This window comes from Paenibacillus cookii, from assembly GCF_018333375.1.
Classification (GTDB): Bacteria; Bacillota; Bacilli; order Paenibacillales; family Paenibacillaceae; genus Paenibacillus_AQ; species Paenibacillus_AQ cookii.
This window is the reverse complement of record NZ_BORW01000039.1, coordinates 23,857-44,202: the sequence shown is the minus strand read 5'-3', so window position 1 is coordinate 44,202 and position 20,346 is coordinate 23,857. Positions and strand designations below refer to the sequence as shown.

Sequence of the window (20,346 nt, the reverse complement as noted above, 5' to 3'; positions counted from 1 at the left end):
CACTTTCGCTCACTCCATCTGCAAGGTTTTTTACCGATTTTCCGTGTTTTCTTTGCAGATGAATTCGACAATAGTGCCTCTAAACCCTTGTGAGATAAGGATTTTTTGATTATTCAGCAAGCCCTAATTATTTTCCAATCATAAAATTTCCAAAAAACTGTTCACGTTATCCTGAAAGTGGTTTATGATGAAAAGGTGTGCTATTTTGCCCTAGAGAAAGAGAGGAGAGAAATTAATGAACAAGAAGTTTGCAGTCCTGATGCTTACGCTGATCATGTCCTTGACATTGGTACTTGCGGGATGCAGCACAAGCAAGCAGGACCCGAAAGACGCCATGAAGAGCGCCACCGGGAATGCAATGAAAATGACTTCGTACGAAATGAAGAGCAAGGTGGTTATCAAAGATCTGCAGGTATCCAGCAAGGAAACTGCCGACAATGAAGCTGCCAGCCAAGTCATGAGCATGCTCAAAAACGCCGAATTGACAATCGATGGGGTATATCAAAACGATCCAATGCAAACCGAGATGACCATGGGAATCAATCTGAAGGGCGATATGTCGATGAACTTCAGCATTCCGATGGTAATGACCAAAGAGAAATTGTACGTCAAAATTCCAAGCATTCCGATGCTGCCGCTTCCGGAAGACGTGGTGAACAAATACCTCGTGCTGGACATGAAGGAATTGGCGGAACAAGGCGGAACGACGTTCAATCCGGATTCCCTGGATCAGAAAAAAGCTCAGCAGCTGTCCAATGAAGTGTTGAACGCGTTGTTCGAGGAATACGACGGCAAAAAATACTTCAAAGACATTAACACGAAAGACGCGAACCTGCCTGAAGGCGTAGAAGCAAAACAAGTCGTGCAGTTCAGCGTATCGGACGAAAACGTAAAAGAAGCAGCGGAAATTTTCGTCAACAAAGCACTTCCTAAAATTCTCGACATTATCGCAAAAGACGAATACCGCGAAATGGTTGGCCTGACGAAAGAAGAAATCGAAGAGGCCAAAAAGGATCTGACCTCGGCAAACAAAGACGAAGTGAGCAAAGGTCTGAACGAACTGAAGAACTATCTGAAAATCAACCAGTTCAACATCAACACGGCGATCGACAAGAAGGATTTCCCTTCCTACCAGAACGCTGCCATCAATGTTGAAATGAACGATCCTGAGACAAAAGAAAACATGAAACTGTCGATGGAATTGACGAATCAGTACAGCAAGATCAACGAAAAACAAACGTTCAAAATCGGTATTCCAAAAGAAGGCGACATCATTACGATGGAGCAATTGCAAGAAAAAATGGGCGGAGCCGCATACTAAGCTTCACAAACAAAACCACCCGGTCGGGAACACTTCCCGAACCGGGTGGTTTTTTGCTGTTAGATGGCGGTTTTGCGGAGACGACATGTTTGGAAAGTTAGTGGTATCGTTAGCGTAAGTTAAAAGCGCCTTCGGGCTATTGGTATTTTAAGCCTTCCCCCGCAGTTTGCGGAAAAATTGCGTCAGCATGGTTGCGCATTCCTCCTGCAACACTCCGACCGTGAGCTCCGTGCGGTGATTGAACCGGGGCTCCTGCAATAAATTCATCAGCGTGCCGGCGCAGCCTGCCTTGGGGTCTCCGGTTCCGTAAATGACATGCGGAATGCGGGATTGAACGATCGCCCCGGCGCACATCGGGCAAGGCTCGAGCGTCACATAAAGACGGCAGTCCAGCAATCGCCAAGCGCCGATCGCCTGGCTTGCCTGGCGGATAGCGACGATTTCGGCATGCGCGGTCGCATCTTGGGACGTTTCGCGAAGGTTGTAGCCGCGGCCGATAATTTCATCGCCCCGGACGATGATCGCGCCGATCGGCACTTCTCCGATGGCCTCAGCCTTCTTGGCCTCCGCGATGGCTTCTTTCATCCACCGTTCATGCACAGCTTTATCCACAGATTCATCCACAGAAAGAGGATGATTCAAATGTTCTTCCAAAATATAAATCCCCCTTAAATTCCAATCGCGGTTTATTCAGCGAACAGGCATTCGTTTGTTAACATGCTGTGCATATAATTGTGGATAACTTTTTAATTGCACACAGATTTATCCACAAATTGTTCTTAAACAAATGTGAATATGTGCATAACGTGCATAAGTTATTCATTAGCAGCATGCTCAAGAAAAACTTTCGTTAAAAGTGGTCTGTCTTCTAAGAAGAGCTGCAATAGACTTTTTTCTTAAGATGAAGGAAAGATAACGCTGCAAGAGCCTGCTGCCCTTCATCTCAAGAAAAACTTCAATTAAAAGTGGTGTGTCTTCTAAGAAGTACTGCAATAGACATTTTTCTTAAGATGAAGGAAAGATAACGCTGCAAGAGCCTGCTGCCCTTCATCTCAAGAAAAACTTCAACTAAAGGTGGTCTGTCTTCTAAGAAATACTGCAATAGACGTTTTTCTTATTGTAGTGAACGAGACGCCAAAGATCAATTCCAGGGAGAACGGAAGGGCCGTTGAAGAAAGAAAATACATAAGTTATCCGTCTTTTCAAATGCAAGGGTTTGGGGTTATGATGATAGAGTATTGTCATTTTTCACCAAAGTTTGCTAACTGCCAAGAGGTGATCCTTTGTCCATCAAGTATAAATTAACGCTGGTCATGTCTGGCTCTTTGCTGTTGATATTGCTTCTATATATTCTCCTCAGCTTCTACACGACCCAAGACAATTTGAAAAGGGACAGCGAAAGCAAAATGCTGATTGCCGCCAGGCAAATCGCAGCCTCCATCGAGCAAAGCCAATACAGTTCGAAATACGTGGAGGAGGAAGCCGGAGAGCTGCTTCGCATGGCGTCCATCCTCGCGGCCAAGGAGCTGCCGGCTGATTACCGCAAAATTGAAAACAGCCAGCTCCGGAAACTGAGCAAGGAAATCGGCGTGACCCACATATCCCTTTTGGCCAGGACCGCGGATGACATTGTCGTCGTCAAATCGTCGGATCCGAGCGAGCTTGGGCTATCCACGCGGGATTGGGGTTACTGGTTCACTGCGTTCCAGCAGCTCTTTAATATGCAGAAGGTGACTGTTTCGCAAGGGATGTCCCTGGACAATTTCTGGACGGGCCCATTTGAATATTCGACATCGAACCCTGAATTTATCGATAAATGGGGCTACTATTATGACGGAAAACGCAACTATTTGATCGACCCCTTCATTCGAAGCGACGTCATCAACGATTACGCGAAGTTGGTGAGCCCGGAATCGATCCTCGAAAAAACGAAGCAGGTAAACCAAAATATTCTTGAGATCACATGTATCAATCCCCGTACTTTTGGCAACAAGAATATGACAACCACCGGTTTTGACGGGTATAATATAAAATTGCGCAACCGTCCCATCCAGTATGGGACCTACAACTATGGGGATGTGACAAAAGACAAGGAAGCGGTGTCCAAGGCTGTGGGGACCGGCTCCAATGTCATGTTCGAGGCCAAGATCCACGGCAAAAAGGTGCTGAAAAGCTTTATTCCGGTGTTTAGCCCGGAACAATCAGTGTACATTATTAGCATCGTGATGGACTATGAGATGATTTCGAGCGTATTAAACGATCAGTTGGTGAGTTATATCGCCATTTCTGCTTCGCTCCTTGTCATCATCATTCTTGGAAGCTATGTGCTGGCGGGTTACATCATCCGTCCGATGGAATCGATCCTTGCCAAGGTAAAGGACGTCACGGAGGGGCGGTTTGATACGCCGCTTGCCATTAACAGCAAAGACGAGCTTGGGCTCTTGTCCGACAGGATCAATACCATGACCTCAAGCCTCCATGATTATACGAATCAGCTGAAGCAGGCGGCCGAGGAAAACAAATCGGTCAAAGACCATCTCGAGTCCATTATCCAGCAAATTGCCGATGCGATTCATACGGTAGACTGGTCCGGACGGGTGATCCAGGTCAATAAGGCATTCGAGGATTTGTACGGCTGGAAGAGCCATGAGGTCGTCGGCAAAAGGCTTCAGATCGTCCCCGACTTTTTGGAGGAAGAGGAGACCAAAAACGTTCAGGCGCTCCGAAAAGGGGAACAGCTGCCGCCGACCGAAACCTTGCGCCTCCGAAAGGACGGCTCCCTGGTCGAGGTCAGCATCAGCACGGCACCCGTCAAAGACGAAGATGGGCATATTACGTCCTTTATTAGCGTCTCCCGCGACATGACCGAAAGAAACAAAATGGAGGAGCTTCTGCGGCGTTCCGAAAAGCTGACGACCGTCGGGCAGCTGGCCGCGGGCGTGGCGCATGAAATACGGAACCCGCTGACGACGCTGCGCGGATTTCTGCAGCTTCAGCGCGAAACCAATCAAGTGTCGCCGCAGCATAACGAGATTATGCTGTCGGAGCTCGACCGCATCAATTTGATAGTGAGCGAGTTTTTGATTTTGGCCAAGCCGCAGGCGACCCAGTTCCAGGTGAAAAGCATCCGGAGCATCCTGAGCGACGTCGTGAACCTTCTCGACAGCCAGGCCCATTTGTACGACATCGAATTCAAATTCGAGTTCGAGCCGGAAGACTACAAGGTCCACTGCGAAGAAAACCAGATGAAGCAGGTTTTTATCAATATCATCAAAAACGCGATCGAAGCAATGGAAGACGGCGGCATCATCCGGATCGAATTGTTCCGATTAAGCCGGGAAGAAATCGGGATCACGATCACCGACCAAGGGATCGGCATTCCGAGCCATATCCTGCCTAAGCTCGGCGAGCCGTTTTTTACGAGCAAGGAGAATGGAACGGGCCTCGGCTTGATGATCAGCCAAGGTATTATTGAAGGCCATAAGGGCATGATGGAAATATTCAGCAAGCCGGGAAAAGGCACGCGGGTGGACATCGTGTTGCCTATTGCATGGGAGACGCAAACAGACATAAACCATGAGGGGGAAGAACCCATTGCGAATTAACAAGTTTATCAGCGAAACGGGGTTTTGCTCCCGGCGTGAAGCGGACAAGCTGGTAGAGAGCGGCAAAGTGACGATTAACGGCGAGGTCGCGGTCTTGGGAAGCCAGGCTGAAGAAGGGGACGACGTGCGAATTAACGGACGGCCGCTCGAGGCCAAAAAGAAGCGCCACGTCTATATCGCCTTGCATAAGCCCGTAGGCATCACCAGCACGACAGAGAAGCATATCAAAGGCAACATCGTCGATTTCGTCGGCCATCCGGAACGGATTTTTCCGATCGGAAGATTGGACAAGGATTCGGAAGGACTTATTTTGATGACAAGCGACGGGGATATCGTCAACAAAATTTTGCGCTCTGAAGGCAAACATGAAAAGGAATATATCGTTACGGTAGACAAGCCGGTGACGACCTCGTTTCTGACGGGGATGGCGGGCGGAGTGAAAATATTGGGCGAAATGACGCTGCCCTGCAAAGTGACGCGAATTTCCGACCGGGTATTCAAAATTATTCTGACCGAGGGGAAAAATCGGCAAATCCGCAGAATGTGCAGCAGCTTCGGTTATTCCGTGCGCAAGCTGCAGCGAATCCGGATCATGAACATTCATCTGGGCTCTCTGCCAAAGGGCAAATGGCGCGATTTGACCGAAGCCGAAAAAAAAGAGCTTGGCCGGCTCCTTCATTACGAGCTTCAATAGGCGGCATGCCGCAAATAAACGCAAAAAAGCTGTATGATCGTTATTCAACGAAAATACAGCTTTAGCTTTTTGATGGGCATTCTATGGGTTGGGAACCTGCATTTGCTGCGACTGATCCGTATATTTGCGGATGATCGAAACTTCGACCCGGCGGTTCATCGCCCGGCCCGCAGCCGTATCGTTGGAAGCGATCGGGTGGTATTCCCCGAAGGCTTTCGACGTGAACATGGCCGGATTCAGCTTCGGATTGTTCAGCAAAATTTTCATGAAGTGAAGCGCCCGGTCCGAGCTCAAATCCCAGTTCGAGGCATATTCGCTGTTGGAGATCGGCATATTATCGGTATGCCCCGAGACGATGACGTTATAGCTTGGGAACTGCTGCAGCATATTGCTGATCGCCAATGCCAGTTGCCGCGATTCGGGCTTCACGGCGGCGCTGCCCGAGGCGAAAAGCGCATTGTCGCTGATGGTAATGGTCAGTTCCGATTGATTGAGCTTCGTGTTTAGCAGGTTCGTCAGGCCGTTGTTTTTAATATACTGATCCAGCTGCTTTTTCAACTTCTCCATGTCTTCTTGTTCCTGTTTTGCAAGCTGGGCTTTTCGTCTTTTGCCATCTTCGGTGCTGACGGCGCTGGCTTGGCTGTCCTTTTTGCCTTTGTCCAGGTTTTTGTCGGAAGGCAGCGCCGAGCTGAAATTGAGTACCCCGGTGCCGGTGCTGAGAGCGGTATTAAACGCCTTGCTCATTTCCTCGAACTTTTTGTTGTCCGTCGCGCTCATCGCGTACATGACGATAAACAGGGCGAGCAGCAGGGTCAAAAGGTCGGAGTACGGCAGGAGCCACGATTCGTCGGCATGTTCTTCATGAGGTTCATGTCTAGTCTTTTTGCTCACCTGTAGCATCCTCCTTCTCATTCATTTGAGCACGCTCGGAAGGGGTCAGGAAGACGGAAAGCTTTTGACTGATCGCAATCGTGGATACGCCGGATTGAATGGACAAAAGCCCTTCGATCATCATCAGTTTCAATTCGATTTCCTTTTTGGACAATCGTTTCAGCTTGTTGGCAATCGGATGCCATAATACATAACCCGTGAAAATACCCAGGAGCGTCGCAATAAAGGCAGCGCCGATCGCGTGAGCGAGTTCGCCCATGTTCTCCATCTTGGTCAGGGCCGCGATCAAACCGACGACCGCGCCAAGCACCCCGAGCGACGGAGCGTACATGCCGGCTTGGGAGAATAGCAAAGCGCCGGCCCGATGCCGTTCTTCCGTTGCCGCGATATCTTCCATTAATACGTCGCGCACGAAGTCCTGGTCGTTGCCGTCGATGATCATCCGCATGCCGTTGCGTAGAAACTGGTCGTCAATCTCTTCGACTTTCGTTTCCAGGGCCAGCAGCCCCTCGCGGCGGGTAATGGAGGCCCATTCCATGAACATGGCAATGAGTTCGCGGCGTTCGACCAGCTTTTGCTTAGCGAACACCATTTTGATCAGCTTAGGGAATTTTTTAATCTCTGACATCGGGAAACCAATAAATAACGTAGCAGCCGTGCCCCCGAGAATGATGACGTAAGCGGCGGGGGTAAGAAGGGATACCAAAGGCGCACCTTTGAGTACCATACCGAATAGGACCGCGACCAACCCGAGTATTAGGCCGATAAGTGTTGAAATTTCCATTGCGCACCTCATCCATGAGAAATAAAATTGAATCCTTTCGCGCACCAAGGCTGCATCCTTGCAAGCATGGTGTCTCACCAAAAACGTAATTATAATATTTATCGTCAGGAACGGCTTTTTTTTTAAGGGGGTTTTTCCGTTATAATGAAACATAAGGGTTCATCGGACCTATCCTGGCATGGGAGAATCGTACAGTTGGCAGCGCGGGCCCTACATACAATGAACTAAGAAAAAAGAAAAAGCCGTCCTTCGGAGCCGGTAAAGACGGCGGAGCCGATCCATGGTTCGCCCGATTCGATTCGTTTAGACGACATAGACCAGATGGAGGTAAAGCCGATGGGAGTCAAACATGGGCGTGAATATGACGAAATATTGAAGGATTTAACGGAGGCGGTGGGAGGCATCCCGGACAGCTACCTGTTTTTTGAGATGGATGGCGGCGAATGGCTGCTGCTGAGTCCCGAGGAGAAACTGGAGGTTCATGAGGCGCTTGCGGAAGACCTGTTTTATGCCTTGGGTACCGAGCCGGTCATTGAGGTAGGGGGCGGCGTCGTCATGTACGACAAGGCCAACCACCGGATCAATCTGCTGATCGGGGACGAGGAACTGACTGTAGTCCCACTCATCTAGTCCAAGCGCCGAATGGATTTTTGAATGTCCGCCATGGTAAGATATAACAAGTTCTGGGCCAAGGCGGCCATATTCATATTTATTCAACGATCGGAATACAATGGGAAAAGTCAACAAGAGCATGGATAAGCAGCATCCTTTTTTAAATTTCGATACGAGGGTGTTTGGTTTCAGGGAGGAAATGAGAATATGGTTTACACGCTAGAAGAAGTGGAAGCGCATTTAGCGAAGCTGGAAGGCTGGGAGCTGGAGGAAGGACGCTGGATCGTGCGGAAATTTATTTTTTCCAACTTCATGAAGGGGATTTCGTTCGTCGACGAGGTTGCGGCGATTTCCGAAGCCTTCGATCACCATCCCTTCATCACGATTGACCATAAGAACGTAACGCTGCGGCTGACTTCATGGGATGACGGCGGCATCACCGCGCTCGACATCAAGGAAGCGCATCAGTTTAACGAATTGTTCGAAAAAATGCGCTCAGGCGAGAAACGCTAAAAAATAAGAAAACCGATAGCAAAAAAACACGCTTCGCCAGACCTTGCGGGTCATGCGCGAAGCGTGTTTTTATTCCTTCAAGGAAAACGGCCATTACTTTTTGGCTGCAAGCCACTGGGCTACGTTGGCAATCTCCTCTTTTTGGAGTTTGTCTTTGAAGGAAGGCATGCCGCCTCTGCCCTTGGTAATGATCGTATAAAGTTCTTCAGCAGACATCTGGGAGCCGATTTTTTGCAGGTTCGGTCCCACGCCGCCTTGCAGCTGGTCGCCGTGGCAGCTGATGCAGCCCTGGGCTTTCACAACGGCTTCGGCCGCTGCAGCGTCCATGGTCACTTCAGGCATGGTCGGTTTTTCTTCTTCGGCTACCTGCTCTTTACCCGGCAGCGTAAACATAAGCACAACGGCCATTACGCATGCAATCGTTATCAAACCGCTCATGATCCATTTTTGCATCCGTTTTCGTCCTTTCTATGTAAACTGCAGTTCTCTCATTTCTTCATTATAACGGAACAAGCCGGTACATCAAATAGTTTGTGACAAAAAAGCAAACGAAAGCCAGTTTAAATCCACTAAACGTACACAATTTCGTACCATTTTTCATTGACGTTTTTTAAAGCCCTTGATAGACCATGCAGTAAAAGCGCTCTACGCCTTCAGGCGTCTGTTTTTCGTACGTATCGGTGATCTCGAATCCTGCCTTGACGTAAGCGCGTATCGCCCGCAAATTCCAATCCTGTACCTCCAGATCGATCTCCTGTCCGGGAAAGCGGGTTTTGGCCGTCTCCACGATCGCCTGGATAAAGCCCGGACCCCGTCCCTGGCCGCATAAATCCGGCCGCATGCCTAAACCGAGGCGCACGACGTTGACCATCGGAAACAGCTGCGCGAACCCGCATAGCTGCCCGTCTCCATCCAGCACCGAAACGTATTGCTGCCTCCGCAGATCCGGATCACCAAGCTCGATGCCGAGGGCCTCCATCTGCTCCCAGGGAAGCCAGCCGTAGATGCGGTCGTAAGGGGGGGCGTACATCCAGCCGCAGCAGGCCTCGGCCTGCTCCCGCGTCATGGGCGTAACGGTGTAAGAGTCCTTCGAAACGTTCACAAGAAGCCTCCTTTCGTAAGAGACGTCCGCTGCTAAGTAGCATTTGATGATTCCGTAAAATCTATTCCTCGGGGATCAGGCGCGGGCAAGCGCAAAAAATCCCGTACGGAGATTCGGCAAAAATCTCGGTACGGGCTGTCGTACAAACCGTGCGGATCAGGCAAAAATGTTATTCAACGTCATCATTGTCTGCGGAATCGACGGCAGAGGCTTGATATGTATCCGTGCTCATAATACGTTTCGCGCCAACGTAGCGGTTGACGTAATAGCTGTCGCTAAGCGAACTGACGACAACGCCGCGGGATGTCGAAGCATGTGCGAATTTACCGTCGCCGACGTAAATGCCGACATGGGAAACGCCGGAACCGGATGTATTAAAAAATACGAGGTCTCCTGCTCTCAAATCGCTGCGGGAAACGGAAGTGCCCATCGTAAACTGCGAACCGGACTGGTGAGGCAGGTTGATGCCGAGATGCTTAAATACGTACATCGTAAATCCGGAGCAGTCGAACCCGTTGGTTGTCGTTCCCCCGGATCTGTATTTCGTTCCGAGCACATCATCGATGACTTTGTCCATTTTCGAATCCGCGAAAGCGCTTCCGGCTCCAGCGGTAAATACGATGGCAAAACTCATGACTGCTGCTGCTAGCTTCTTTTTCAAAATTAATACTCCTTCCGGTGCCTGCGAGGTTAGCTTAAGGATTCGGTAGAAGGTCCCCTATGATCCCTCTGTTGCAAGATCAATTCACCCGTAAATGGTTCCCCCGCTTCCCTAGTGTGAGGAAATTCGGCATATGTCTTTTTACACTATATACTTCAGGAGCCGCCTGTTTACAGGCAACGGCTCGACAAAGATTACAAAGTTGTTACTAACGCTGGGATTATTGTAACAAAGGAATGACGTTTTGGCAATTGTTTCTATGCCTAAAACTCAAAAAAATCACCATAATTTCGGGATTTTTGCCAAATTGGCTCCTAAGAAGGACCATTATAAGCGTTTTTTCACTTAGGAAATTGGTTTAATTAACGGAAAGGAAGGGTAAATCATGGTTGAAGGCACGTGGATGAGCGGAGTATTTGAAGATTCGAAAAAAAATTTTTTTGAAAGTTGTTACTTTTTTAGGTTTTCAAACGTCTAATAAGTAACAGGAAACCCGCGAGGGATTTCGGCAAAAATCTCCGCGCGGGCATCATAAGTTTTTCGTATGTTTATGGGTGAGTTTCTAGTTGTAGACGGCCGCTTTGTATTTAGCGGTACTCATGACACGTTTGGCGCCAATGTAGCGATTGGCGAAATAACTGTTGCTGAGCTTGCTGATGGTCACGCCCTTCGAAGAAGACGAATGGGCAAAGTTTCCGTTTCCGACGTAGATTCCGACATGGGATACGCCCGCGCCGCTCGTATTGAAGAATACCAGATCTCCGGCACGCAAATTGCTTTTGGAGACGGCAGTGCCGATTTTGAATTGTGCGCTGGATTGGCGCGGAATGGAAATGCCTAATTTCTGGAATACATAACGCGTAAACCCGGAGCAATCAAATCCTTTGGTCGTCGTTCCTCCGGTTTTGTAGGAAACGCCGATGGTGCTGTTCACGACATGACTCAGAGAAGATTGCGCGAATACGCTGGTTCCCATGGAGAACATAAGCGTCAAACCAAGCGCAGCGGCTGTTAACTTCTTTTTCAAAAACATAAACCCCTTCCATGTTGCCTGCGAGGTTAGCTTAAGGATTCGGTTGAAGGTCGTCCCCTATGATCCCTATGCTGCGAGATCAATTCACCCAAAGTGGTTCCCCCGCTTCCCGGTGCCAAGGAATTCGGCCCTGATCAAGCACCTGAAAGTGACTGATAATGACGATTGATTGGTATCTGTCGTTGAAAATATCGTTACAGCACAATATGAAAAAGTTACAGTAAAAATGACAAAGTTGTTACTAACTGCTTACTCGGATTATTTTAACAGAGGATGACGACTTTGGCAAATCGTTTCGGCATCTAAAAACGACAAAAACCCCGCCCTTTTTGTTTTGAAAGGGGGGGGGTTTCTTATATCAGGGGGTTGAAGTGATGACAAAAAATTAACTTTTTGATCATTTATTTTTCCGCGCCCCGATGCGCTTGGGCGTACCACAGGTCAAACTTGGCCGAAATGCCCCATAATCTCATGATGCAGCTGACGAGGTGGTAGCCCTGCTGGAGGATGAGCGCGATGATCCCTGCCCACATCAAGGAAACTCCCGTACAGAGGCTGAACAAAAGCAGGCTGAGCGAGCCGAGTATCAGCGAAACGCCGATGAGCGGGAACGCGCCGCGCAGGCAGTGCCACAAGGGAGGCAACAAGCCGCCGCCGCCGGTCTTGCCGAACTGCATGAAAAGAATCAGTTGGTGCACGATATATCCGTACAGGAACCATCCCAAAATCCAGGGAAGAACGGACAGGCCCATGGATTGCAGCGGCATCCCGTCCAGAAGCGCCGCATATACCTTAGGTATGACCCAGTAGGCCGGGGCCGCGAGCAGAACCCATTCGATCAAGTGAAACAGAAGGACGGTTTTTCCGTGGCGCTTCATGCCTTGGAAGAAAAACAGCCCGACTTCGCCCTCGCGTTCACGGTGCAGCCCGTAAAAAATTCCGGCATGGATAAAAGGGGTCAGCAGCATGCGCAGGGCAAACATCGAAAGAAGAATCCAAATGTACATATGCACCGTGCCGCTGTCGGAAAGGCTCATTTTGCCTTCGATGTAATAAAGCAGCTGGCTGAGTTCATTGGGCTCGGGGTCCGGATAACGCATCAGCAGCGGAGTGACGGCCGAATGGACCAGCCTGTACAGAAAGTAGCCCCAAATCAGCTGGTACAAAAAGAGAATGATGACGATATAAAATTGATTTTTAAGACTTTTCCAGCCATGCGCAATATGGGATTTCACCGGTTCTCACCTCACCAGGACAGACTTCCAAGCAGCGTCTCGATCAGCTTGGTGATGCTTACGTTCCAGCGGACCAGAACCTTCTTGTCCATATCCGCTTTCAGGTAATTGTTGAAATGCCTGTTCTCGATCACGATCGTGTATTCCGGATCGACCATCGCCCAGGCGAGCGGTGCCTTATACTCCAGCTTGAATTCGGCGCTTTCCGCCGAGCCGTTCCAGACTTTGTTCAGCGTATGCCCGTCCGTGAAGGTGAAGCGTACCGGGACTTGGGGAAAATCTCCGCCTTTTTTCGAGATTTTTACAATCGACTCGTAGACGGGGCCGGAAGCCGCATCCTTCTTGCGGACGGAGATGGAATCGACCGCGAAGTCGGCCATTTGGTTTCCGTAAACGTATTGATCGAAAAAGGACTGCCAGGATTGCCGGGTAACCTGCTCGACCACCTTTTGGAAGTCTGCCGTCGTCGGATGTTTGAAACGGTATTTTTTTGCGTAGGTGCCTAGAATTTTGTTCATCGTTTGCTTCCCGACTTGCTGTTCCATCGCCTTTAGCAGGAGTTTGCCGCGGTAATAGACGTTCAGGGCATATTGATCCTGCGAGCCGTATTTCCATGCTTCCTGCGTCAGCGACATCGGGGACGCGATCAGGGATGACTGGATAGGCAAATTCGGAATGACGCCGTATTCCTGCTCCATCAGCTTATCTTCGGCATAGGAGGTGAATCCTTCGTCCAGCCAAGCTTCTTCGAACTCGTTGCTCGCAAGCATGCCGTAAAAATACTGATGCCCGATTTCGTGGATGACCGTCCGTTCCAGGTCGTAGCCGGGAGAGTCGTCTTTGGCCCCGAAGGCGGTGATCAGCGTCGGATACTCCATGCCTCCGGCCCCGTTCCCCGATTCCGGCGGCACGACGATCGACAGGGTGGAGTACGGATACCGGCCGTACCATTTGCTGAAATATTTGAGCGCGGCTTTGGCGGCAAAAAAGTATCTTTGTTTCAAGTCTTTATGGGCGGGGTCCAAATACAGCTTGATGCGCACGCCCGGGACCTCGGGAGACGAGAACGGCTCTTCGGCGACGATAAAATTCGGCGACGCGGCCCAGGCAAAATCATGGACATCGTCGGCATAAAACTGATAAATTTTTTCTTTCCCCCGGATCTGCGCGGGTTGCACGGGAAAGCCGGTGGCGGCGACGATATAGTCGTCCGGCACGTGAATGCGGACGCTGTAGATGCCGAAGTCGGAGTAGAATTCGGAATTGCCGTGATATTGATGCAGGTTCCATCCTTCCGCCTTGCGACCTCTTGTCCCCTCGGGCTCATAGACGCTGATTTTCGGGAACCATTGCCCGGCCATGACGAAATCATCGTCCGCGGTGCCCATCCGGGCGAATATTTTGGGAAGCTTGACCTCAAAACGCATGCGGATCGTAATGCTTTCGCCGCCCTTGACCGGTTTCGGAAGCCGGACCTTCACGAGGGTCTTGTCCTTGACGTTGCCGTCATCGGGCTGAACGTATTGCATGCGGTGCATCAGCGAAAGGCCATCGGCGGTTTTCATCTCGGTGATGCTCATTGAACCGAAGCCGTCCGCAGGCATCGTGTCATTCCGGAGCTTTCCCCCGGATTCTTTCATAAACGTGGAGTCCATCGAAGAGAAGGCGTTCGGGTACAAATGGAAGTACAGCTCGTTCACCGTCTTTTTGCCGGGGTGGATCCAGGTCAGCGTCTCGGTTCCCTTGATGATGCGGTTTTCGGCATTAAGCGTCGTATCGATATGGTATTCCACGACCCGATCGCTGAGGATTTCAGCCGTCGGCTTCTGTACGCTTTCCTGCTGGGCGATCGGCGTGGACGCCTTGGGAGGCTTGGCCTGATCCGGAGCGTAGGAAGGCTGCGATTCCGGTGCATCCCGAAGAAGGAGCGCCCCTGTTCCCGCAAGCAATAGACAGAGGGCAATGAACGATGAAATAACGATTTTGGCGCGTGCTGGAGCCATATACGAATACCTCCCGTTGACAAGCATCTAAAGCATGTATATGTTGGCTTTCCAGCGATTATTAGTTAAAATAAAATTAAGTTGCTTGACCAAGAGGCATACAAAGCAGGACGCCTGCCCTGAAACCGGGACAGCGCGTTTTCAATAGGAGGAACACGAAACGTGGAAAACAAGGAGCAAGTAGGCAAGAAGCAGATTGCCCTGAACATCGTCAGCGGCAAAAGCAAGCATAAAATCGGTTTTGGCGCAGGCTCCATCGACCTCAACAACATTTCCCCGGTCATCATTGACCGCGGCACGGCTACGATCGATATCGGCGCCATGCATGCGAAGAGCAAACCGGAACGCCGCATCCGCTTTTCGACCAACCGTGAAGACGTGCCGAATGGACGCCAGGTGTGGATCGTTTGGGTGGCGGTCGACCGCGACGAGTCGGGGCAATATTATGCGGGCGCGACGGCCAGCGAAATGTGGATCGACGAGGAAGCGCGCAGAGGCTGGAAAATTCTTGCCGATCACGTCAATCGCATGGATGCCGCGTTGAAACGCAAATTCATGCTGGACGAACTGGGCGCGGAAGAGAAGAAGCTGCTGAAGGATCTGCTGGTCTCCCATAACGAGGAATGGTGGGACAGATCGCCGGAAGAGCTGAAGCAGGCGCTTGACGTTTAATCGCGGCTATCCCGTTTACTGCCGCAATCAAATAAAAGGGTCTGCCGGCGCTTGTTGAACAACAAGCAGCTGGCAGACCCTTTTTGCTTTTTTTTCAAACCGCACGACAATACCTCATCACCCTCTCCAAGGCATGGGATGCTTGTCTTTCACGGATACGTACGGATTCCCGTCGATGTAAAAACGCCAAGGCTTAAGCGCATATTCCCCGGCGTAATCGATGTTGATCCTCGGGCACTGGACGATCGGAAGTTCATCTGCCGCATCTCCGGACTCCAATCGCAGAACGCCGCCTGCTCGTACCAGCGGGTATCCGTTCAGGCTCCTGTCGATCCGCAGCGCGCGGCACAGCTTGCCGGGCCCATTGCTGAGATTGGCCGCTTTTCCGGAGAACCGGCCGCGGTGTCGAAGCATCAGCTCTTGATCGCTTTCGCTCAGCGGCTCTACCGCGCGTATCAATACCGCTTGCGGGTCATCCATCTCCCCGACGACGACATTGAGGCAGGAATACATGCCGTATATCAAATAGACATAGGCGATCCCGCCGGCCGCGAACATGACCTCCGTCCGGTTGGTGCGGCGGTTGCCGAACGCATGGCTGCCCCGGTCTTCCGCTCCGCCGTAGCTTTCCGTCTCGACGATGCGGCAGCGGATTTCGCCCTCCTCCGTAACCCGCACCAGCGTTTGGCCGAGCAGGAGCGGGGCCGCTGCTAGCGCCGTCCGCGCCAGCAGCGAAGGGGAGATCAGTTTCGGTTCCCGCATGGCAAGCCTCCCTCCTTATTTTAAAACAAACTCGGCCTTCACCGGGTTATGGTCGCTGTGTTCATGTTTGAGGTCATGGCCCTCCACATGAAGGATCTCGATGTTCGGGGACACCAGAAAGCCGTCGATGACCGCACGGAAATTCAGGCCTTCCTTAAAGGGAAGGTCGACCGTCCGCACCGACGGGACCTTGTTGTCCACGGCCCACTGGAATCCTTCCGGCTTGAAATCTTCCGGGAACGGCTGAAGCCACTCGGGCCAATCCTGGGTCGTTTTGAAGGCTTTCGGATCGGTTCCGGGCAGCGAATGGTTCCAGTCGCCTCCAACGATCAGATAATTTCCCAATGCCGTTTCCTTCTGGATATAAGCCTTCAAATAATGAAGCTGCTGTTTGCGGATGCTTCCGCCCTTATCGAACGCGGACAGATGAAGATTGACCAGAACAAGCTCTTTGCCGTTTTTTACGGGAATCCGGTTTTCGATGAAGGCGCGGTCCAGATCGAATTGCTGCCGGGGCCATTTTTCTTCTCCGGGCAGTTGGTACCGCACGGCGCCGCTGCTGTTGAATTTGGAGAGCGTCAGCATTCCGCCCCGGACGTGGCCCATCGGGTGCAGGACGGGAACGGGAACCCAAGGCATTTTGTAATTGTCGGCATAGGAGAAGCCGTATCCCGGCAGAAAAACCTTCAAGGAATCTACCTCGTTAATACGGTAGCTGCGGGTAGAGTCGATATCCACTTCCTGAATAAAAATAATATCGGAACGCAGACCGCTTAAAAATGTTCCGATGCCCCTCAAGTTCAACTCCGTTTGCCTTTTGCTGCTTGAACGCGATCCCGTCCCGCCATCCATGAAGAAATCCTGATCCCGATCCAGCCCGCCGTAACCGATATTAAAGGTCGTGACGGTAAAAGCGTCTCCGGCTTTCATCACACGATCCGGGTTGCCTTCCATAACGATCGGCTCGGTTTCCCGCGGCCTGTAGTCCGTCACGGTCACGTACAGCAAAAAAACGCCGGCGAACAAAAAGAGCGCAATCGCGGCGCCACCGAATGCCCACGACACTTTTCTAACCATCTATTGACTCCTTCATATATCAGACTATTCGAAATTCCCGAGCAAATTTCTTCCATGCAGTCCTACTGTATCATGCGGAAGCTTGGGGAATCCAGAAGAAAAGGCCCGCCTCTCCGGGACTGCTTTCGACCGGGAGAGGAGGCCTTTATCGTCATTGTCAATCCGTCAGCCAGCGTTTAATGGTTTTCCACCAGGAACGTTTTTCCGGCGTGCCGCCTTTGGCGGCGGGCTGTTCGGGATCTCCGCCGTGCGCGGCGCAGTATTCGGTCGGCTCGGTACCCGCAACGAATACCTCCAGCTTTTTGTCCGGGCAATCGGCGGTGGCCAGCTTTCCCGTTTCCCGGTCGACGTATACGGTAACGACGCCGCTTGGAATGCTGAATATTTTCGGAGGCACGCTTTCGAGCGCTTTTTCCGTAAACCGGGCAAATATCGGCGCTGCGCGGTGGCCGTCCAGCGTGGTAATGGTTCGTCCCTTGTCATAACCTACCCAGACGGCCGTGGCCAGCTCCGGCGTATAGCCGACCATCCAGGCGTCGGTATCGGTCGTGCCCGTTTTGCCGGCGACCGGACGTTTGATCAGGGAGGAGACGCGGCTTCCCGTTCCCCCGGATTCGAACACGCTCTCCATCAGATGGGTTAAAACGTAAGCAGCCGCTGGCTCCACCACCTGTTCGCCTGCGTTTTCGGGGGCTTGATACAGCACTTCCCCGGCCGCATCCGTAATTTTCAGCACGGCGACGGGCGGCATCCGTTTGCCGCCGTTGCCGATGACGGCGAAAGCGGAGGCCATCTCGAACGGACTGATGGGCGAAGTCCCGAGCGCCAGCGAAGGAACCGGCTTCAACGGGCTGACGATGCCCAGCCTTTTCGCCATATCGATGACGTTGTCCGCGCCGACCTTCAGGAGCGTATTGACGGCATAAATATTGTCCGAGGCGGCGATCGCCTGCTGCATGTCGATTTCGCCCAAATACTTTTCCCCGAAGTTGCTCGGCCGGTAGGTCTTCCGGTTGTTGTCGTAGCGGAACAGGGTCGGCTCGCTTTTAAACGTGCTCAGGCCGGTCATCGTTTTCGAAGACAGCGCCGTCAGATACATGATCGGTTTAAAGGATGAGCCCGGCTGGCGCGTTTTGGAGAGTGCATGGTTAAACTGGCTTGTTTTATAGTTTTTTCCTCCGACCATCGCCTTGACGTAACCTGTGCGCGGATCGATGGCTACGAGTGCCGTTTCCAGCTCGCTGTTTGGATCCATGCCCCGGGCCACCGCCTCTTCGGCTGCCGCTTGCGCATGGGGATCCAGCGTCGTATAGATGTTCAGGCCGCCATGGTCCAGCTGCTCCTCGCTGATGCCCAGCTGGCTGGTGACGAGGTTCCGGATATAATCCCGGAAAAAGGGGGCGGACACCCGGGCCTGCTGCTGCCCCTGAGGCTTCAAATGAAGCTTCTCGGCGGCGGCCTCTTCGGCTTCCTGCCGCGTAATCTGGCCGGTTTCCACCATCGTCCCGAGCACGATCTTTTGCCGCATTTTGGCATGGTCCATATGCTTAAAAGGCGAATAGTAGGTCGGACCTTTCGGAATGCCGGCGAGCATCGCGCTTTCGGCCAGGTCGAGTTCGGCGGCCGGCTTGCCGAAATACATCTGCGAAGCGGCTTCGATGCCGTATGCGCCATGGCCGTAATAAATTTCATTTAAATACATTTGCAGAATTTCGTTTTTGCTGTATTTCATCTCCAGCTGCGCGGTATACATCGCTTCTTTTATTTTTCGGGTCCACGTTTTGGCATGGGACAGATACAGGTTGCGGGCAAGCTGCTGCGTCAGCGTGCTCGCTCCTTGGGCCCGCTGCATCTCTTTCAAATTGACAAGCATGGCCCGGCCCATGCCTTTGACGTCGAACCCGATATGGTCGAAAAATTTCCGGTCCTCAACGGCCAGCGTCGCTTTCACAAGGAGCGGGGATATCCGCTCGAGCGGGACGGGTTCATAGCTCCGGCCGCTCGCCGAAAAGGTGGCCAAAATATTGCCCTGGCTGTCCAGGAGGCGGGAATTGCGGTCGGTGTCGGCGACGGGAAGGCTTTTATGATACAAAAACCCAAGCAAGATGCCTACGGCAAGGAGAACGGCCAGAGTTATGGCCAGCATCAGCTTGATCAACGCGGCAAACCGGCTTTTGCGTCTGGGCTTGGAGTGATGGTGCTGCGGCATGGCGTTTCTTCCCTTCCAGTTATATACATTCATTATGGGAAAGGAGGGGCAGGGATATTCATTTTCCTTTCATAAACAGGCCGGAAAAAGGACAAGATGAACCGGGGATGACGGGTACATTCCTGGGGGCCGGACAGGCCGAAAAGGTGTGAAAAACTGTATCTTTACAGTCATTTCTCCCATCGCGTATAATTCAAAAGATGTGTTTGCGCATCCATAGTTTGGTACAATAAATAAAGCGGGGATTCAGCCTGACCGGAAAGCTCCGGACGAGGGATCAACCGAAGCGAAGTCCCCTATATTCTAGCGGAAAGAAGGTAGTTGTCGATGGAATTGTGGTTTACGGAAAAGCAAACCCCCGCTTTTGGGATTACAGCTAAAATCAAACAAACGTATGTTAACGAAAAAACCGACTTTCAGGATCTGGCCATGGTCGAGACTGAAGAGTTTGGAAATATGCTTTTGCTTGACGGCATGGTGATGACAACGGAAAAAGACGAGTTCGTCTACCATGAAATGGTGGCCCATCCCGTACTGAACACGCACCCGAATCCGAAACACGTGCTGGTGGTCGGCGGCGGCGACGGCGGCGTGATCCGCGAAATCATCAAACACCCGGAAGTGGAAAAGGCGGTACTCGTCGACATTGACGGCAAAGTGATCGAATATTCGAAAAAATACCTCCCTTCCATCGCCGGCAAGCTGGACGACCCCCGGGTCGAAGTGCACGTGAACGACGGTTTCATGCATATTCATGAGCACAAAAACGAATACGACGTCATCATGGTCGATTCCACGGAACCCGTCGGACCGGCAGCGCCGCTGTTCGAGCGCGGTTTCTACCAGGGCATCTACGAGGCGTTGAAGGACGACGGCATGTTCGTGGCGCAAACGGACAATCCTTGGTTCAAAGCCGACCTGATCCAAAAGGTCAACCGCGACGTCAAGGAAATTTTCCCGATCGTGCGCGTATACGGGGCCAACATCCCGACGTACCCAAGCGGCCTGTGGACCTTTACGATGGGCAGCAAAAAGTACGATCCGCTCGAAGTGAACGAAGCGGACATTCCGGAAATGGACACCAAATATTACACCCCACGTCTTCATAAAGCGGCTTTCGTGCTGCCTAAATTCGTGGAGGACTTGACGAAATAAGGAGGCACCTTAGCACG

At 51.5% G+C, this 20,346-nt stretch carries 19 protein-coding genes and 2 riboswitches; of the genes, 7 read left to right on the top strand and 12 right to left on the bottom strand.

What is annotated here, in order from left to right; genetic code table 11:
* Nucleotides 1–235: 235 nt before the first annotated feature.
* A complete protein-coding gene (locus KI367_RS23520) occupies nucleotides 236–1,321 on the top strand; it encodes a DUF6612 family protein (protein WP_212952380.1) in 1,086 nt (361 codons plus the stop codon).
* A 147-nt stretch (nucleotides 1,322–1,468) separates the two neighbouring features.
* Here KI367_RS23520 and tadA read toward each other — a convergent pair whose 3' ends face one another.
* The gene (gene tadA / locus KI367_RS23515) at nucleotides 1,469–1,933 is read right to left on the bottom strand and encodes a tRNA adenosine(34) deaminase TadA (RefSeq protein WP_281422529.1); all 465 of its coding nucleotides are present in this window, start codon (nucleotides 1,931–1,933) and stop codon (nucleotides 1,469–1,471) included.
* 671 nt (nucleotides 1,934–2,604) lie between these two features.
* On the opposite strand from tadA, the gene KI367_RS23510 reads away from it, so the two are divergent.
* Both KI367_RS23510 and rluF read left to right on the top strand, forming a co-directional pair.
* Nucleotides 2,605–4,926 (top strand): PAS domain S-box protein, encoded by a 2,322-nt coding sequence (locus KI367_RS23510; RefSeq protein ID WP_212952379.1) that lies wholly within the window; start codon nucleotides 2,605–2,607, stop codon nucleotides 4,924–4,926.
* Nucleotides 4,916–5,620 carry a 23S rRNA pseudouridine(2604) synthase RluF gene (gene rluF, locus KI367_RS23505; RefSeq protein ID WP_212952378.1) on the top strand — a complete coding sequence of 235 codons (705 nt, stop codon included), beginning with the start codon at nucleotides 4,916–4,918 and terminating at the stop codon, nucleotides 5,618–5,620. The genes KI367_RS23510 and rluF overlap by 11 nt, the downstream gene beginning before the upstream one ends.
* 81 nt (nucleotides 5,621–5,701) lie before the next feature.
* Here rluF and motB read toward each other — a convergent pair whose 3' ends face one another.
* Nucleotides 5,702–6,511 (bottom strand): flagellar motor protein MotB, encoded by an 810-nt coding sequence (motB, locus tag KI367_RS23500; RefSeq protein WP_212952377.1) that lies wholly within the window; start codon nucleotides 6,509–6,511, stop codon nucleotides 5,702–5,704.
* The gene (gene motA, locus KI367_RS23495) at nucleotides 6,495–7,295 is read right to left on the bottom strand and encodes a flagellar motor stator protein MotA (RefSeq protein WP_212952376.1); all 801 of its coding nucleotides are present in this window, start codon (nucleotides 7,293–7,295) and stop codon (nucleotides 6,495–6,497) included. Before motA ends, motB begins: the two co-directional genes overlap by 17 nt.
* A 336-nt stretch (nucleotides 7,296–7,631) precedes the next feature.
* On the opposite strand from motA, the gene KI367_RS23490 reads away from it, so the two are divergent.
* The gene (locus KI367_RS23490) at nucleotides 7,632–7,925 is read left to right on the top strand and encodes a hypothetical protein (protein ID WP_212952375.1); all 294 of its coding nucleotides are present in this window, start codon (nucleotides 7,632–7,634) and stop codon (nucleotides 7,923–7,925) included.
* Nucleotides 7,926–8,114: 189 nt separating this feature from the next.
* Nucleotides 8,115–8,420: a 4a-hydroxytetrahydrobiopterin dehydratase gene (locus KI367_RS23485; RefSeq protein WP_036714747.1), complete on the top strand. Its 306-nt coding sequence runs from the start codon at nucleotides 8,115–8,117 to the stop codon at nucleotides 8,418–8,420.
* A gap of 93 nt (nucleotides 8,421–8,513) precedes the next feature.
* Here KI367_RS23485 and KI367_RS23480 read toward each other — a convergent pair whose 3' ends face one another.
* The 6 genes from KI367_RS23480 to KI367_RS23455 all read right to left on the bottom strand — a co-directional run bounded on the left by KI367_RS23480 (nucleotide 8,514) and on the right by KI367_RS23455 (nucleotide 14,454).
* Entirely contained in the window at nucleotides 8,514–8,873 is a 360-nt protein-coding gene (locus KI367_RS23480; protein WP_036714745.1) for a c-type cytochrome, read from the bottom strand.
* 157 nt (nucleotides 8,874–9,030) lie between these two features.
* A complete protein-coding gene (locus KI367_RS23475; RefSeq protein ID WP_052147348.1) occupies nucleotides 9,031–9,486 on the bottom strand; it encodes a GNAT family N-acetyltransferase in 456 nt (151 codons plus the stop codon).
* Nucleotides 9,487–9,691: 205 nt separating this feature from the next.
* The gene (locus KI367_RS23470) at nucleotides 9,692–10,183 is read right to left on the bottom strand and encodes a C40 family peptidase (RefSeq protein ID WP_212952374.1); all 492 of its coding nucleotides are present in this window, start codon (nucleotides 10,181–10,183) and stop codon (nucleotides 9,692–9,694) included.
* A gap of 3 nt (nucleotides 10,184–10,186) precedes the next feature.
* Nucleotides 10,187–10,325: riboswitch (cyclic di-AMP (ydaO/yuaA leader) on the bottom strand.
* A 420-nt stretch (nucleotides 10,326–10,745) separates the two neighbouring features.
* A complete protein-coding gene (locus KI367_RS23465; RefSeq protein WP_212952373.1) occupies nucleotides 10,746–11,210 on the bottom strand; it encodes a C40 family peptidase in 465 nt (154 codons plus the stop codon).
* Nucleotides 11,211–11,216: 6 nt separating this feature from the next.
* A riboswitch (cyclic di-AMP (ydaO/yuaA leader) is annotated at nucleotides 11,217–11,356 on the bottom strand.
* Nucleotides 11,357–11,617: 261 nt separating this feature from the next.
* Nucleotides 11,618–12,451: a hypothetical protein gene (locus KI367_RS23460; RefSeq protein ID WP_212952372.1), complete on the bottom strand. Its 834-nt coding sequence runs from the start codon at nucleotides 12,449–12,451 to the stop codon at nucleotides 11,618–11,620.
* Nucleotides 12,452–12,462: 11 nt separating this feature from the next.
* A complete protein-coding gene (locus KI367_RS23455) occupies nucleotides 12,463–14,454 on the bottom strand; it encodes a M1 family metallopeptidase (RefSeq protein ID WP_212952371.1) in 1,992 nt (663 codons plus the stop codon).
* A 162-nt stretch (nucleotides 14,455–14,616) separates the two neighbouring features.
* Here KI367_RS23455 and KI367_RS23450 point away from each other — a divergent pair, with 162 nt between their 5' ends.
* Nucleotides 14,617–15,126 (top strand): YwhD family protein, encoded by a 510-nt coding sequence (locus KI367_RS23450; RefSeq protein WP_212952370.1) that lies wholly within the window; start codon nucleotides 14,617–14,619, stop codon nucleotides 15,124–15,126.
* Nucleotides 15,127–15,243: 117 nt separating this feature from the next.
* Here KI367_RS23450 and KI367_RS23445 read toward each other — a convergent pair whose 3' ends face one another.
* From KI367_RS23445 to KI367_RS23435, 3 genes are all read right to left on the bottom strand, one after another.
* Entirely contained in the window at nucleotides 15,244–15,888 is a 645-nt protein-coding gene (locus KI367_RS23445) for a DNA-3-methyladenine glycosylase (RefSeq protein ID WP_212952369.1), read from the bottom strand.
* Nucleotides 15,889–15,903: 15 nt separating this feature from the next.
* Nucleotides 15,904–16,965 carry an endonuclease/exonuclease/phosphatase family protein gene (locus KI367_RS23440; RefSeq protein WP_212952368.1) on the bottom strand — a complete coding sequence of 354 codons (1,062 nt, stop codon included), beginning with the start codon at nucleotides 16,963–16,965 and terminating at the stop codon, nucleotides 15,904–15,906.
* A 157-nt stretch (nucleotides 16,966–17,122) separates the two neighbouring features.
* Complete coding sequence (locus KI367_RS23435) at nucleotides 17,123–19,174, bottom strand: transglycosylase domain-containing protein (RefSeq protein ID WP_212952367.1); 2,052 nt, start codon at nucleotides 19,172–19,174, stop codon at nucleotides 17,123–17,125.
* Between the two features lie 327 nt (nucleotides 19,175–19,501).
* Between KI367_RS23435 and speE the strand changes: the two genes are divergently transcribed.
* Nucleotides 19,502–20,329, top strand: a complete 828-nt coding sequence (speE, locus tag KI367_RS23430; protein WP_036714870.1) for a polyamine aminopropyltransferase — start codon at nucleotides 19,502–19,504, stop codon at nucleotides 20,327–20,329.
* Nucleotides 20,330–20,346 lie beyond the last annotated feature (17 nt).

What these genes read in the sequence shown, in the direction of transcription:
- KI367_RS23520 (WP_212952380.1), top strand. Translation starts at nt 236, where the DNA reads ATGAACAAGAAGTTTGCAGTCCTGATGCTTACGCTGATCATGTCCTTG.
- motA (WP_212952376.1), bottom strand. Translation starts at nt 7,295, where the DNA reads ATGGAAATTTCAACACTTATCGGCCTAATACTCGGGTTGGTCGCGGTC.
- KI367_RS23490 (WP_212952375.1), top strand. Translation starts at nt 7,632, where the DNA reads ATGGGAGTCAAACATGGGCGTGAATATGACGAAATATTGAAGGATTTA.
- KI367_RS23485 (WP_036714747.1), top strand. Translation starts at nt 8,115, where the DNA reads ATGGTTTACACGCTAGAAGAAGTGGAAGCGCATTTAGCGAAGCTGGAA.
- KI367_RS23480 (WP_036714745.1), bottom strand. Translation starts at nt 8,873, where the DNA reads ATGCAAAAATGGATCATGAGCGGTTTGATAACGATTGCATGCGTAATG.
- KI367_RS23475 (WP_052147348.1), bottom strand. Translation starts at nt 9,486, where the DNA reads ATGACGCGGGAGCAGGCCGAGGCCTGCTGCGGCTGGATGTACGCCCCC.
- KI367_RS23455 (WP_212952371.1), bottom strand. Translation starts at nt 14,454, where the DNA reads ATGGCTCCAGCACGCGCCAAAATCGTTATTTCATCGTTCATTGCCCTC.
- KI367_RS23445 (WP_212952369.1), bottom strand. Translation starts at nt 15,888, where the DNA reads ATGCGGGAACCGAAACTGATCTCCCCTTCGCTGCTGGCGCGGACGGCG.
- KI367_RS23440 (WP_212952368.1), bottom strand. Translation starts at nt 16,965, where the DNA reads ATGGTTAGAAAAGTGTCGTGGGCATTCGGTGGCGCCGCGATTGCGCTC.
- KI367_RS23435 (WP_212952367.1), bottom strand. Translation starts at nt 19,174, where the DNA reads ATGCCGCAGCACCATCACTCCAAGCCCAGACGCAAAAGCCGGTTTGCC.
- speE (WP_036714870.1), top strand. Translation starts at nt 19,502, where the DNA reads ATGGAATTGTGGTTTACGGAAAAGCAAACCCCCGCTTTTGGGATTACA.